The 13,515-nt window shown below is 68.1% G+C and carries 11 protein-coding genes; 2 read left to right on the top strand and 9 right to left on the bottom strand.

Annotated features, from left to right (window positions below):
• On the top strand, positions 1 to 876 hold the full coding sequence (locus tag B3D50_RS06000) for a cytochrome c1 (protein WP_286950099.1): 876 nt from the start codon (positions 1 to 3) through the stop codon (positions 874 to 876).
• 76 nt (positions 877 to 952) lie between these two features.
• On the opposite strand, the gene B3D50_RS05995 is transcribed toward B3D50_RS06000, so the two are convergent.
• From B3D50_RS05995 to B3D50_RS05955, 9 genes are all read right to left on the bottom strand, one after another.
• Complete coding sequence (locus tag B3D50_RS05995; RefSeq protein ID WP_286950097.1) at positions 953 to 1,429, bottom strand: hypothetical protein; 477 nt, start codon at positions 1,427 to 1,429, stop codon at positions 953 to 955.
• Positions 1,430 to 1,484: 55 nt separating this feature from the next.
• Entirely contained in the window at positions 1,485 to 3,089 is a 1,605-nt protein-coding gene (locus B3D50_RS05990) for a M28 family peptidase (RefSeq protein ID WP_286950094.1), read from the bottom strand.
• Between the two features lie 105 nt (positions 3,090 to 3,194).
• A complete protein-coding gene (locus B3D50_RS05985) occupies positions 3,195 to 4,859 on the bottom strand; it encodes a M28 family metallopeptidase (RefSeq protein WP_286950091.1) in 1,665 nt (554 codons plus the stop codon).
• Positions 4,860 to 4,968: 109 nt separating this feature from the next.
• Positions 4,969 to 6,240: an O-acetylhomoserine aminocarboxypropyltransferase/cysteine synthase family protein gene (locus B3D50_RS05980; protein ID WP_286950089.1), complete on the bottom strand. Its 1,272-nt coding sequence runs from the start codon at positions 6,238 to 6,240 to the stop codon at positions 4,969 to 4,971.
• 130 nt (positions 6,241 to 6,370) lie between these two features.
• Positions 6,371 to 7,468, bottom strand: coding sequence for a redox-regulated ATPase YchF (gene ychF, locus B3D50_RS05975; protein ID WP_286950088.1), 1,098 nt, complete (start codon positions 7,466 to 7,468; stop codon positions 6,371 to 6,373).
• 73 nt (positions 7,469 to 7,541) lie between these two features.
• Positions 7,542 to 8,036, bottom strand: coding sequence for a copper chaperone PCu(A)C (locus tag B3D50_RS05970; RefSeq protein ID WP_286950087.1), 495 nt, complete (start codon positions 8,034 to 8,036; stop codon positions 7,542 to 7,544).
• Between the two features lie 14 nt (positions 8,037 to 8,050).
• Positions 8,051 to 9,439, bottom strand: coding sequence for a PepSY-associated TM helix domain-containing protein (locus B3D50_RS05965; RefSeq protein WP_286950086.1), 1,389 nt, complete (start codon positions 9,437 to 9,439; stop codon positions 8,051 to 8,053).
• Positions 9,439 to 11,508 carry a TonB-dependent receptor family protein gene (locus B3D50_RS05960; RefSeq protein ID WP_286950085.1) on the bottom strand — a complete coding sequence of 690 codons (2,070 nt, stop codon included), beginning with the start codon at positions 11,506 to 11,508 and terminating at the stop codon, positions 9,439 to 9,441. The genes B3D50_RS05965 and B3D50_RS05960 overlap by 1 nt, the downstream gene beginning before the upstream one ends.
• Before the next feature lie 76 nt (positions 11,509 to 11,584).
• Positions 11,585 to 11,971, bottom strand: a complete 387-nt coding sequence (locus B3D50_RS05955) for a DUF2946 family protein (protein WP_269299788.1) — start codon at positions 11,969 to 11,971, stop codon at positions 11,585 to 11,587.
• A 128-nt stretch (positions 11,972 to 12,099) separates the two neighbouring features.
• Here B3D50_RS05955 and B3D50_RS05950 point away from each other — a divergent pair, with 128 nt between their 5' ends.
• Positions 12,100 to 13,512: a DUF4139 domain-containing protein gene (locus B3D50_RS05950; protein WP_286950084.1), complete on the top strand. Its 1,413-nt coding sequence runs from the start codon at positions 12,100 to 12,102 to the stop codon at positions 13,510 to 13,512.
• The last annotated feature ends 3 nt before the right edge of the window (positions 13,513 to 13,515 follow it).

Here is a 13,515-nt window from a genome sequence, read left to right as displayed (position 1 = left end):
ATGATGAACAACGAGAAAAAGACCGTGTCCTTCCGCAAGATCCTCGTCTCCGTGACGGCCGCTGTCGGCCTGGTCGCCATCGCCGCTCCGGCGATGGCCGCCGGAGGCGCCAAGCATCCGCGCGACGGCGGCTTCAGCTTCGCCGGTCCGTTCGGCACCTTCGACCAGGGCCAGCTGCAGCGCGGCTACAAGGTCTATCGTGAAGTCTGCGCCTCGTGCCACGGCATGGATCTGGTGCACTTCCGCAACCTGGGCGACAAGCACGGGCCGTTCTGGAATCCGAAGTATCCGAACCCGAACGACAACCCGGTCGTGAAGGCTCTGGCCAAGGAGATCCAGGTCGCCGACATCGACTCGGAAACGGGTGAAGACCTGCGTCGCGACGCCACCACGGCGGACCGCTTCCCCAACCCCTATCCGAACCCGACGGCGGCCGCTGCGGCCAACGGCGGCGCCATGCCGCCGGACCTGTCGGTCATGGCCAAGGCCCGCCACGACGGCGCCAACTACATCTATTCGCTGCTGTCGGGCTATTCGACCCCGCCGGCGGGCCTGAAGATGGCGCCGGGCCAGCACTACAACCCCTATATGGCGGGCGACATGACCCCGTTCTGGGAAGGCAAGGGCCATGTGCCGCCGGGCGGCTTCATCGCCATGCCGGCGCCGCTGACCGCCGGTCAGGTCACCTATGACGACGGCACCGAGGCGACCGTGGACCAGATGTCGAAGGACGTCGCGGCCTTCATCGCCTGGACGTCCGAGCCGAAGATGGTCGAGCGCAAGCAGATGGGTTTCGGCGTCATCATCTTCCTGCTGGCCTTCGCGGGCGTGACCTACGCCAGCTATCGCCGCATCTGGAAGGGCGTCGCCCACTAAGGCGCTTTCTCCTCGCAGACGAAACGACCCGCCGGAGCGATCCGGCGGGTTTTTTCGTGGGCGGCGTCCTGTGCCGTCAGCGCGCCAGGGTGGTGCAGCGGATCAGGCGCTGGGGCTGCTCATTGGGCCGATCCAGCCAGATCAGGCGCAGGGCGTCGTCGGTGGCTTCGAAGCGGGCGGCGCGTTCGGCCTGGCCGGCGGCCGTCTGGCAGGAGAGGAGGGCGTCGTAGCCTTGACCGCGCTCATTGATGGTTTCGATCACGCAGAGCAGTCCGCGCCCGTGCAGATCGGTGGTGGTGATCTCGAGCGCGGCCTCATCGTCTGGCTGCGCGCAGGCGCCGGCCGCGGCGGCCCATCGGCCGACGAAGCTGGTCGCGCCGGCGCCGCGCAGCAAGGGCTCCATCCCCGGCGGGCGCTGGGGCGGAGGCGCCGAGGTTCCCGGCCCCTGTATGGGTTGGGCGGGCTCCGTGGGCGGGTTGACCTGTCCCGGAGGGTCGCAGGCCGCCAGCAGGGTCGCCAGCACGATGAAGAAGAGAGGCGAAGGGCGCTTCATTTCCGCCTCAACGTGCGGGCGGGCGAGGGCGTTGCCGCCCTTGCCTTTTGATGCGTCAACGCCGGGCCGCCGCGCTGCGGTCGCGGACCTGGCCGAACTCGGAGGTCGGCTTCCAGCTCGGCCATTCGTCGCCGTTGGCCAGGTCCAGGCCCAGGCGATAGAGCAGGGTCAGGTTCTCGACCGCCGAGCGCAGATCCCAGTCGGCCGACCACTCGTCGCTCGGACGGTGATAGTCGGCGCCGAACTTGGCCTTCCAGGCCGGCAGGCCCGCCTCGCGGCCGCCCTCGACCCAATCCACCCCGTGCCAGGGCATCAAAGCCGGCACGCCTGCGCGGGCGAAGGGGAAGTGGTCGGAGCGGTAGTAGAAATTCTGCTCCGGCTGGCCGTCGTCCGAGACGTAGCGGCCCTCCTGTTCGGCCAGGGCCTGAAGGTCGTCCTCGAGGCTGTTCTGGCCCTTGCCGAAGATGGGCACGTCGCGAGTCGGGCCGCTGAGGGGCAGCATGTCGATGTTGATGTCGGCCACCGTGGTCTCCAGCGGATAGACCGGATCGGCGACATAGGCGTAGGCGCCCAGCAGGCCCATTTCCTCGGCCGCCATATGGGCGAAGACGAGGGTGCGCTTCGGCGTCGGGGCGGCCTTCAGCTGGCGCGCCATCTCGACCACGCCGATGGTGCCCGAGGCGTTGTCCCAGGCGCCGTTGAACACCTTGTCGTCGCCCGCTGCGTGTTCATTGACGCCGACATGGTCCCAGTGGGCGGAGTAGATGACGACCTCGTTCGGGCGTTCTGTTCCGGTGATGCGCGCCAGCAGATTGTGGGTGCGCAGGATTTCGACCGATTCCTCGGCTGAGGCCGTGATCCGCGTCTCCAGCGCGAAGGCGCGGAAGTCGCCGGTCTCGAGACGGGGCTTCAGCGACGCCAGGTCCACGCCCATTTCGGCGGCGACCTCGCGGTTGACGGCGCCGCTGAGGGTCAGTTCGGCCGAGCCGGGCGTCAGGGTGCGGGTGCGGTCAGCGCCTGAGGTCTCGCGTCGCCAGGCGGCGGCGCCGGCGTCGCCGTCGACGACCGTCAGAACGGCCAGGGCGCCGCGCCGCTTGGCCTCGTCGGCCTTGTAGGCGGCGGACTGGTAGGTGGTGGCGTAGGGGCCGTTGAACAGTTCGCCGTCCGGCTCGCCCGCCACGACCAGGACGACCGCCCCGGTCACGTCCAGATCGCCGTAGTCGTCCCAGCCCCGTTCAGGCGCATGGATGCCGTAACCGGCGAAGACGACGGGGGCGTCGATCACCTGGCCCCTGGCCGCGTCGTTCATGGCGCGCAGGGTGAAGTCGGTCCCGGCCGTCAGGGCGCGTCCGTCGGACGTGGCGCCGCTCCAGGCCAGGGCAGGCTCGCCCCTGGGCGTCAGGCGCTTCAGATCGATGACCTGCAGCCATTGGCCGTTCGGGCCGCCGGGCTCCAGCCCCATCGCCTCATACTGGGCCTGCAGCCAGTCCAGCGTCTTCTTCTCGCCCTCCGTGCCGGGGTAGCGGCCCTGGAAGTCGTCGGCGCTGATGACGCGGATGTCGTCGGATAGGCGCTGAGCCGAGAAGTCCTGGGCCGAGGCGGCGCCCGCGACAAGGATCAGCGCGGCAGCGGCGACGCCGCGAATGAAGCGATGGTGCATGGCGTTTCCTTCGACCTTTCCCACGAGGTCGTTTCCCATAGTCTTAGGGCGGCCCCTTGCGAGGCCGCCCCTTACATTTTCGTCATGTTCGACCGAAGGGCCGGATCAGCGGCGCTGAGCGGCGCTCTTGGCGCGTTCCGGGCCGAACTCCGAGCCGGACTTCCATTCCGGCCATGTGCGGCTGTTGGCCAGATCCTGACCGACCTTGAACATGACATCCAGATCCTGAAGCATGCCCGAATAGTCCCAATCGGCCTCCCACTCGTCAGCCGCCTGGTGATAGCGGTTGGCGCGATAGTCGGCGGCGCGCGCCAGGCGCGGCTCGATCGGGGCATCGACGAACTCGCCCGTCGAGGACAGATAGGCCATCGGCACGCCCTTCTTGGCGAGCGGGAAGTGGTCGGAGCGGAAGTAGATGCCCGCCGCGGCGCCGGCGTCGCCGACGAAGCCGCGTCCCTGCGCCGCCGCCGCCGCGATCACTGGCTCGTCCAGTTCCGAATGGCCGTAGCCGGTCACGCCCAGCTTGTTCATCCGACCGAAGACGGCGGCCGAGTCGATGTTGAAGCCGCCGACGGTCTTCTCCACCGGATACAGCGGGTTTGCGGCGTAGAATTCCGAACCCAGCAGGCCGCTTTCCTCGCCGGTGAAGCTGATCATGACGATGGTGCGCTCAGGCCGCGGTCCGGCCGACCATTGGCGCGCCATCTCCAGCAGGGCCGCCGTGCCCGAGGCGTTGTCGATGGCGCCGTTGAAGATGCGGTCGCCGTTGTCGTCCGGCTCGCCCATGCCGATGTGGTCCCAGTGGCCGGTGTAGAGGATGGTCTCGTCCGGGTGGGTCGAGCCCTCCAGCTTGGCCACGACGTTGTGGGTGACGATGCGCTCGGACTTCACGTCCATGCGGGCGTCGAGGGTCGCGCCGGTCAGTTCGACGGGCTGGAAGTCGCGGCTGCGCGCCTTGATCTTCTCCTGCTCGAAGTCGAGGCCCGCACGGCGGAACAGGTCGACGGCCAGATCGCGCTGGATCCAGCCTTCCATCGCCACGCGCTCGGCCGACGGATCGGCGCGCACGATGTCGAACTGCGGCACGCCCCAGGAGTTGGCGACGGTGGTCCAGCCATAGGAGGCCGGCTTGGTTTCGTGGACGATCAGCACGCCCGCCGCGCCCTGACGTGCGGCTTCCTCGAACTTGTAGGTCCAGCGGCCGTAATAGGTCATGGCCTCGCCGCCGAAGGTGTTCAGTGACGGATCTTCGAAGTCGGCGTCATTGACCAGGACAACGATGACCTTGCCGCGCACGTCGGTCTTGAAGTCGTTCCACTGACGCTCGGGCGCGCTGATGCCGTAGCCGACGAAGACCAGAGGCGCGTCCTTCAGGTCGACGCCGTTGCTGGGCAGGCGGGTCGTCATTGTGACTTCCTGGCCCTGCGTCAGCGACTGGCTCCAGTCGCCCAGCTTGAGTTGGCCCGAGACGTTCGAGACGGTGAAGCGGTTCAGGCCCACGGCCTGGGTCCAGCCGCCGTTCTCGCCGCCCGGCGCGAAGCCGGCGGCCGCATACTGGCGGCTCAGGTAGTCGATGACCTTCTGCTCGGCCGGGGTGGCGATGCCGCGCCCCTCGAAGCTGTCGTCCGACAGGACGCGGATGTCCTCGGAAATGCGCGCGGCGTCGAAGGCGGGCGCGGTCTGGGCCTGAGCGGTTTGGGCCTGAGCGGCGCCGCCGCCGGCCAGGGCCGCGGCGAACGCCAGGACGGCGACGGAAGATGAAATACGCATACAGTCTCACCCCTCGGAGAATTCGATGGCGGGACCGTAGTGAGCCGGATCGGCGGAGTCGACAGCCAAGCGCCGCGTCGGCGGCGCCTGGCTGGGACAGGTCGTTAAATCAGACGGCGGCCAGCGCCTGGTCTAGATCGGCGATCAGGTCGTCGATGTGTTCGATGCCGACCGACAGGCGCACGGTGTCTTCGGTGACGCCCGCCTTCTTCAGTTCGTCCGACGACAGTTGGCGGTGGGTGGTCGAGGCCGGGTGGCAGACCAGCGACTTGGCGTCGCCGATGTTGACCAGGCGGGTGAAGATCTTCACCGCGTCCTGGAAGCGGGCGCCAGCCTCGCGGCCGCCCTTCACGCCGAAGGTCAGCAGGCCCGAGGCCTTGCCGCCGAAATACTTCTTGATCAGCGGGTTGGACGGGTGATCTTCCAGCCCGGCGTAGTTGACCCATTCCACCTTGGGGTGGGCCTTCAGCCGTTGGGCGACGGCGGTCGCGTTCTCGACGTGGCGGTCCATGCGCAGGGCCAGCGTTTCAAGTCCCTGCAGGATCAGGAAGCTGTTGAACGGCGAAATGGCCGCGCCGGTGTTGCGCAGAAGAACCGTCCGCACCCGGCCGATGAAGGCCGCCGGGCCAAGCGCCTCGGTGTAGACGACGCCGTGATAGCTGACTTCCGGCTCGTTCAGGCGGCGGAAGCGCGCCTTGTGCTCGGCCCACGGAAACTTGCCGCTGTCCACGACGGCGCCGCCGATGCTGGTGCCGTGGCCGCCGATGTATTTGGTCAGGGAGTGGATGACGATGTCCGCGCCGTGTTCGATCGGGCGGGTCAGGTAGGGGGTCGGCACGGTGTTGTCGACGATCAGCGGCAATCCTTGCGCGTGGGCCGCGTCGGCCAGGGCGCCGAAGTCCACGACATTGCCCAGCGGGTTGCCGATGGATTCGCAGAAGACCGCCTTGGTGCGCTCATCCGTGTTGGCGGCGATGGAGGCCGAGTCGGCGGCGTCGATGAAGCGCACCGTGACGCCGTACTGGGGCAGGGTGTGGGCGAACAGGTTGTAGGTGCCGCCATACAGGGTCGAAGTGGCGATGATGTTGTCGCCCGCCTCGGCGATGGTCAGGATCGCATAGGTGATCGCCGCCATGCCCGAGGCCACGGTCAGCGCCGCAATGCCGCCCTCCAGCGCCGCGATGCGCTGCTCCAGCACGTCGGACGTCGGGTTCATGATGCGGGTGTAGATATTGCCCGCCACCTTCAGATCGAACAGGTCCGCCCCGTGCTGGGTGTCGTCAAAGGCGTAACTGATAGTCTGATAGATGGGCACGGCGACCGACTTGGTGGTCGGGTCCGGCGAATAGCCCGCATGCACGGCGAGGGTATCGAACTTCATGGCGTCCCTGGAGAATTTTCAGCGTCAGTCGGGCTGATTCATCCAGGGCTTTGGCGATACCTGCAAGGGTATGGAATTCCAGTAATTCTATCAGGGCGGTCAGATTTTCTAACCGCCCTGAGGAAGTGCCCTAGTTGTTGAACAGGAAATGCATCACATCTCCGTCCTTGACGACGTAGGCCTTGCCTTCGGCGCGCATCTTGCCCGCTTCCTTGGCGCCCGCTTCGCCCTTCAGCGCGACATAGTCGTCAAACGCGATGGTTTCGCCGCGGATGAAGCCCTTTTCGAAGTCGGTGTGGATCACGCCCGCCGCCTGCGGCGCGGTGGCGCCGACGGGGATGGTCCAGGCGCGCGCTTCCTTGGGGCCGACGGTGAAGTAGGTCTGCAGGCCCAGCAGCTTGTAGGCCTCGCGGATCAGGCGGTTCAGGCCGGGCTCTTCCAGGCCCAGGGTCTCTAGGAACTCCTTTTGCTCCTCGTCGTCCAGGACGGCGATTTCCGACTCGATCTGGGCCGAGATGACCACTGAGTTGGCGTTGTCCTCGGCGGCGCGTTTGGCGACCAAATCGGACAGCTCATTGCCCTTGTCGGCCGAGCCTTCCTCGACGTTGGCGACGTAGAGGGCGGGCAGGGCGGTCAGCAACTGCAGCATGTCCCAGGCCTTCTTGTCCTCCTTGGACACCTCGGCCAGTCGCGCGGGCTTGCCGTCGCGCAGCTTCTCGAGCGCGGCGTCGATCAGCTTGAGGTTCAACTGGGATTCCTTGTCGCCGCCCTTGGCGCGCTTCTCGATCTGGACGCGGCGGCGCTCCAGGCTCTCGAGGTCGGCCAGCATCAGCTCGGTCTCGATGATCTCGAGGTCCGAGATGGGGTCGATGCGGTTCTCGACGTGGGTGATGTCGTCATCGACGAAGCAGCGGGCGACGAAGGCGATGGCGTCGCAGTCGCGGATGTTGGCCAGGAACTGGTTGCCCAGGCCTTCGCCCTTGGACGCGCCGCGCACCAGACCGGCGATGTCCACGAAGGTGATCCGCGAGGGGATGATCTCCTTGGACCCGGCGATGCTGGCCAGGGTGTTCAGGCGCGGTTCCGGTACGGCCACGTCGCCGGTGTTCGGCTCGATGGTGCAGAACGGATAGTTGGCCGCTTGGGCCGCCGCCGTCTTGGTCAGGGCGTTGAACAGGGTGGACTTGCCGACGTTGGGCAGGCCGACGATCGCGACTTTCAGGGCCATGGTATTCCTCGTGAGCGCGAGCCTTTAGCCGGTTCGGGCCGGTTTGTCAGGCTCGCGCCGTCAAGAGAGCTTCCTACTCTTCGGAATCCACCACCGGCGGCTGCTTGACGGCCGCGTGGACGCCGATGGGGCCGGCCTTTTCGAACGTCAGGGTGAAGGAGGCGACGCCGCCGTCGACCAGCGGATCGCGCAGGCCCATCAGCATGATGTGGTTGCCGCCGGGCTTCAGCTCGACCGGGGTTCCGGCAGGCAGGGGCAGACCGTCGGCTAGGTGGCCCATGCTCATGACCTCGTTCTCCATCTTCATCTCATGCACCTCGGCCGACTGGGCCAGGGCGGTCGAGACGCTGACCAGACGGTCGTCGGAGCCTGCCGTCAGGGTCAGATAGCAGCCCCCGGCCTTGGCGCCGTTGGGCGTGGGGCGGCACCAGGCGTCGGCGACCTGGACCGTGCCGGGCGCGACCGTGGCGTCCTTGGCGACTTCGGCCGACTTCTCGGCGGGCTGGCCGCAGGCGGCGAGGGTGAGGGCGGCGGCCGACAGGGCGGTCAGGGCGAACAGACGTTTCATGTTGAAGCTCCTTATCAAGAGGCTGCGACGGGCTTGGAACCGGTGAACGCACGCACCGCTCGGTCGAGCTGCAAGGCGGCCACGAGGCTCAGTCCCGTCAAGGGATAGAGGATGGACAGGGGGATGACGATGCACAGCACGGCGATTCTTGCGCGCGGGCCGGGCGGCGCCGTCGGAGCGCCCGAGCGGCGGCGCGACAGGCTGGGCGGGCGGCGCTTCCACCACATGACCAGACCGCTGATCGCCAGCAGCCAGACGGCGATGCAGCCGATCAGCATGGCGATGCGGTTGATCCAGCCGTATTGCATCCCTTGGTGGACGGCGATGCCCCATTCAAAGCCCTTGGCCATGACGCCGAACTGGCTCCAGCGCAGGTCGGCCTTCACCGCCCCGCTGGCGCCGTCGACATAAAGGCTGCGGGCGTCCTCGGCCTTGCGGGTCTGGCGGGCGACGGTCCAGGCCAGATCGGACGACTGCGGGATGCTGACGGTGAAGGGACGGGGCAGGCCCTGTTCGCGCGCGGTTTGAAGCACGCGGTTCAGGTTGGGGGCCGCGTGGTCATGCCCATGCTCGTTGCTATGAGCGGGCAGGACGGCGTCCTCCAGCGTCCAGCCCACGCCCGCCGGGGCGTCGTGGGGCTTGGCGTGGCTCCAGGGGCTGGCGGCGGCGGGCGCGGGGGGGCGGCCGAGTCCCGTGCCGCGCATGACGCCCATGAACTGATCGCCCCAGACGGCCGACCACGGCATCCCGGTGACCGCGAGGAAGATGATCACCCCGCCGACATAGAAGCCGGTCAGGGCGTGGACATCGCGCCAGAAGGGGCGGCGGCTGGCGTCGGTCTCGCTGGGCTTCAGTACGGCGCCGGCGCGGCGGCGGGGCCACCACAGATAGAGGCCGGTGGCGCACAGGATGACGGCCCAGCCCGCGACGATCTCGACCAGAATGTTCAGCGCTGTCCCGATGGGACCGCCGAACAGGCTGAGGGAGTGCAGCTTCTTGATCGTCTCGGTCACGCCGCCATAGGCGGTCACGCCGGTGACCTTGGCCGTGTGTGGATCGACGAAGACGGTGCGCTGGGCGCCGTCGAGCCGGTCGACGCGGACGCGCATGGCCTGATCCGCGCGGTCAGGGACCAGTACGTTCGCCGCCCGGCCTTCGCCCGCGCGGGCGGCGGCGGCCAGCCACTGATCGGGGTCGGCTTGCTGGGCGCTGGCCGGAACCTCGATCATGGAGCGATAGACGGCGTGGTCGATCTCGTCCTTGAACAGATAGAGGCCGCCCGTCAGCGTCAGCAGCATCAGGAACGGCATCACCAGCACCCCAGCGTAGAAGTGCCAGCGCCAGACGGCCCGATAGGCGCCGGACATCACGTCCGGCGCCTTGTGGTTGAGAGGGGCGGTCATCAGTAGGCCAGCCGCAGGCCGACGAAGAGCGAACGGCCCTCGCCGGGGTAGAAGACGCCGGTTTGCGCCTTGCTGGCGTCGGTCACGGCCGAGAACTCGCCGACGTACCGCTTGTCGGTCAGGTTGCGCGCGTCGATGTAGACCGAGGTTCTGGCGTTGATGCTGAAGCCGCCCGTCAGCCCCAACACGGCGTAGTCCGGCGCCTTCATGGTATTGGCGTAGTCGACGTAGGGGCTGGACATCCGCCACTCGACCGACGGGGTGACGAAGACGCCCGTCGGGTGGCGCCAGGTCAGTTCGGCCCGGTACTGGTGCTCGGGCACGACCGGCAGGCGGTTGTCGCCCCAGAGGACGTTGCCATCGAAGCGGAAGTCGCTCCAGTTATAGACCTGACGCAGCATCAGCGACCCGTCCGCCAGTTCGACCGGCAGGGTCCAGTCCAGGCTGGCCTCGATGCCCTGATGGATGGTCTTTTTGGCGTTGAAGGTGGCGGCGGGAATGTCGGGGCCGGTGATGAAGTTCAGCATCTCGCCCTCGATCCGGCTGCGATAGGCGACCAGATCCCAGGCCAGAGGGCCATGACGGCCGCGCGTGCCGATCTCGCCGGTCCTGGCGTCCTGAACCTCGACCGGGGTGAAGCCGGTCAGCGGCGCCTGCACCAGGGCGCCGAAGGTCGGCGGCTCGACCGAGCGGGTCAGGTTGGCGAAGACCTGAGCGCCGTTCTCGGCTTCCCACAACAGGCCCATGCGCGGCGAGAACCACTCATAGTCGCGGCTGGCATTGTTGGCCGGGGTCATGCGGTCCAGATAATCGCGCGTGGCGCGCCCCCATGAGCCGCCCGCGACCAGGGCCAGTTGGTCGGTGATGAACAGCCGCCCCTCGGCGAAGACGTCCAGGCCGGAGGCGTCCTGACGCGCATCGGCGGTCTTGGCGTCGCGCTGACCCGCCAGGTTCACATAGCGCAGAGCCTCGACCTCTCCCTCGCGCCACGAGAAGCCGTAGAAGGCGTCGGCGCGCAGGCCGCCGATCTGGCCGGTCCAGTCGATGCGGGCGAAGGCGCCGCGCGTGGCGCTGTCCTGTTCCATTACCTGGAAGATCGGGTGATAGAGTGACTTCTCCCAGCCCCAGACGGCGCCCTCGAACAGGGTGGATTCATTGAAGCGCCAGCGGGACTGGAGCGTCAGCCGCTTGACCGTCAGGTCGCGGGCCTGATCGCCGGACAGGGCGCTGTTTGAGGCCTTGCGCGGCGTGTTCAGCGCATCGTCCAGCGTCAGGGCGCCGGGCATGTCCTGCTTGATGTCGGCGGCCTGGGCGATCAGGCGCACCTCGCGGTCCTCGCCGAAGGAACGGCCCGCGTTGACGGTCAGGCGGCCTTGCGACTGTTTGCTGTGGTCGCGCCAGCCGTCGCCCTGCATGGCCGTGGCGGCGGCGTAGACGTCCCAGTCGCCATAGGTCTCGGCGACGGCGCCGTGTGCGCGCACGAAGCCGTAACTGCCGCCCTCGATCTGCATCAGGGCGCGCTGGCGGGCGGTGCGGCCGGTCGGGGTGACGAGGTTGATGGCCCCGCCTAGTTGCGCCCCGCCGAAGCGCAGGGTGTTGGCGCCCTTCCACACCTCGACATAGCGGGCGCTGAGGGAATCGACGCTCTGGAAGTCGGAAAAGCCGTCAGCGTCGGCGAAGGGCACGCCGTCCTGGGCGAACAGGACGCCGCGCTGGTGGAAGCCCTGGGCGATGCCCGAGCCGCGGATGGAGAGGCGGCTTTCCTCGCCGAACCGTTTCTGCGCCAGTACGCCGGGGACGTTGCGCAGGGTGTCGGAAAAGCCCTGGACGAAGCGGTCGGAATAGCTTTCGGCCGACACCACGGCGACGGCGCCGGGCGTGCGGCTGAGACGGTCGCGGGCCTCGGCCACGACGGTCGGGTCTTCGGCGTTGCGGCGGCCGGTGACGATGATGCTGTCGACGACGGTGGGGCTGTCAGCCTCCGACAGGTCGTAGGCATGGGCGAGGGACGGCGCCAAGCAGGCGCCGATGAGCAGGGCGCACGGCGCCGCAGCGGTCTTGAGAGACATGGAATTCGTATCCTGAAAACAGATGTGCGGCCGCGCAGGCCTTCAAGCAGGCGCGCGGCGTCGATGGGTCTGGTTTTCAGGCGTGAGGCGGGGCGCGCGACGGCGGGCGCGGCGGAGCGCGGGCCGGTGGCGGGGGGCTGACGATGAAGGGGGCGTAGACGACGGCCTGCGTCAGGCGCACGACCGGCGCTGGTTCCGGCGCGGCGGGCGCGGGCAGGGCGGCCAGCAACGGCATGACGCAGGCGGCGCATTTAGCGCCCATCTCGGCCTTGATCGGGCCGTCGACGCCGCCGGACTGGATGGTCTGGGGACCATCGGCCGAGCAGATGACGATGGGCTGGCCGGGCGTGGAGGCCGCCAGCGCCGCGAAGGGCATCAGGCTTCCGATCACGATGGCGAACGTCGCGGCCAGGAAGGCCAGCGAGCGCCAGGTCGACCAGTTTTCTGCCTGAGAGCGGGTCACGAGGCAGGGCTTAAACCTTCCCAGACGGGGAAGCTAGACCGGCGAGGGGCGACGCGGCGTCGCGCGCGGCCTCGACAAGACCGCCTTCGCAGTGCAGCGTGACGCTTGGACAGTCATCGAGGACACGCATGATCCGCGCCATCGGACCCTTCGCTCTCGCCCTGCTATTCGCCGCGCCTGCGGCCGCGCAACAGGTGGAGGAGGGGCCGGGCGGTCCCGATCGCGTCTCCCTGACGGTCTACAACCAGAACATCGCCCTGGTGGAGGACGTGCGGAACCTGAACGTGCCCGCCGGGCGCTCGCGTCAGGAGTTTCCGGGCGTTTCCGCCAGCATCCGGCCCGAGACGGTGGGCCTGTCCGGGCGCGGCCTGTCGGTGGTCGAGCAGAACTTCGACTATGACCTGCTGACGCCGGGCAAGCTGATGGAAAGCGCTGTCGGCAATGAGATCGGCATTGTTCGCACCAACCCCGGATCGGGCGCCCAGTCGACCGAGCGCGCGCGCGTGCTGGCGGCGAATCAGGGCGTGGTGCTGCAGATCGGCGACCGCATCGAGGTGCTGCGCGACGACGGCGTGCCAACGCGCGTCATCTTCGACCGGGTGCCGCAGAACCTGCGCCCGCGCCCGACGCTCAGCGTCACCCTGGACGCAGAGGGGGCTGGTCGCCGTGAGACGACTCTGTCCTATCTGACCAGCGGCCTGACGTGGAAGGCGGACTATGTCGCCCGTTTCGACGAGAAGGCGGGCAAGCTGGACCTGACCGGCTGGGTGACGCTGACCAACAACTCAGGCGCGACCTTCAGCAACGCTCAGACGCGGGTGGTGGCGGGCGACGTCAATCTGATCAATCAGGGGGGCTATAATCCGCGTCCGCCGGTCCGTGTGTCCAATACGCGCGGCAATGGAACCCAGTCGGGCGGCGAGGGGGCGCTGGCCGACGTCTATGTCTATCCGCTGCCCGAGGCCGTCACGGTCGCCAACAACCAGACCAAGCAGGTCGGCCTGATCGATGCGGCGGGCGTGCCCGCGACCAAGCGCTATCTGCGGGTGGTCGACGGCTTCTACAGCGCCGAAGAGCCGATCGCGGCCGAGGTCGGGGTCATCTTCGCCAATGGGTCGGGCGACGCGGCGCGCGCCCTGCCGGCGGGCGTGATCCGCGTCTATGTGAAGGATGAGGCGGGCGAGCCGCGCTTCATTGGCGAAAGTCAGGTCGACCACTCGCCCGCCGGGTCCGAGATCGTGGTGACGACGGGCGACGCCTTTGACGTGACGGTGCAACCGCGATTGGTGTCGTCCGAGCGGGTTTCGAAGCGCCTGGTCGACTATTTCCGCACCCGTTATGCGATGGAATACACCGTCCGCAACGCTCGGCCCGAGCCGGTGACGGTCGAGGTGCGCCAGCGCGGTCTGGGCCGCGACACCGAACTGGCGGACCAGAGCATCACGGGCGAGATGCGCGACGCCCGCACCGTCGTCTGGCGCGTGCCCGTGCCCGCCAACGGCGAGACCAAGCTGACCGCGACCATCACCACGGGCGGTTGACGT

The sequence above is a fragment of the Brevundimonas sp. UBA7507 genome (genome assembly GCF_002478355.1).
Lineage (GTDB): Bacteria > Pseudomonadota > Alphaproteobacteria > Caulobacterales > Caulobacteraceae > Brevundimonas > Brevundimonas diminuta_D.
Note: the sequence above shows the minus strand (reverse complement) of the source record. Positions and strands in the feature narration are given on the sequence as shown.

Coding starts and splice junctions, on each gene's coding strand:
- B3D50_RS05995 (WP_286950097.1), bottom strand. CDS start 1,429: ATGAAGCGCCCTTCGCCTCTCTTCTTCATCGTGCTGGCGACCCTGCTG.
- B3D50_RS05970 (WP_286950087.1), bottom strand. CDS start 8,036: ATGAAACGTCTGTTCGCCCTGACCGCCCTGTCGGCCGCCGCCCTCACC.
- ychF (WP_286950088.1), bottom strand. CDS start 7,468: ATGGCCCTGAAAGTCGCGATCGTCGGCCTGCCCAACGTCGGCAAGTCC.
- B3D50_RS05985 (WP_286950091.1), bottom strand. CDS start 4,859: ATGCGTATTTCATCTTCCGTCGCCGTCCTGGCGTTCGCCGCGGCCCTG.
- B3D50_RS05960 (WP_286950085.1), bottom strand. CDS start 11,508: ATGTCTCTCAAGACCGCTGCGGCGCCGTGCGCCCTGCTCATCGGCGCC.
- B3D50_RS05965 (WP_286950086.1), bottom strand. CDS start 9,439: ATGACCGCCCCTCTCAACCACAAGGCGCCGGACGTGATGTCCGGCGCC.
- B3D50_RS06000 (WP_286950099.1), top strand. CDS start 1: ATGATGAACAACGAGAAAAAGACCGTGTCCTTCCGCAAGATCCTCGTC.
- B3D50_RS05980 (WP_286950089.1), bottom strand. CDS start 6,240: ATGAAGTTCGATACCCTCGCCGTGCATGCGGGCTATTCGCCGGACCCG.
- B3D50_RS05990 (WP_286950094.1), bottom strand. CDS start 3,089: ATGCACCATCGCTTCATTCGCGGCGTCGCCGCTGCCGCGCTGATCCTT.
- B3D50_RS05950 (WP_286950084.1), top strand. CDS start 12,100: ATGATCCGCGCCATCGGACCCTTCGCTCTCGCCCTGCTATTCGCCGCG.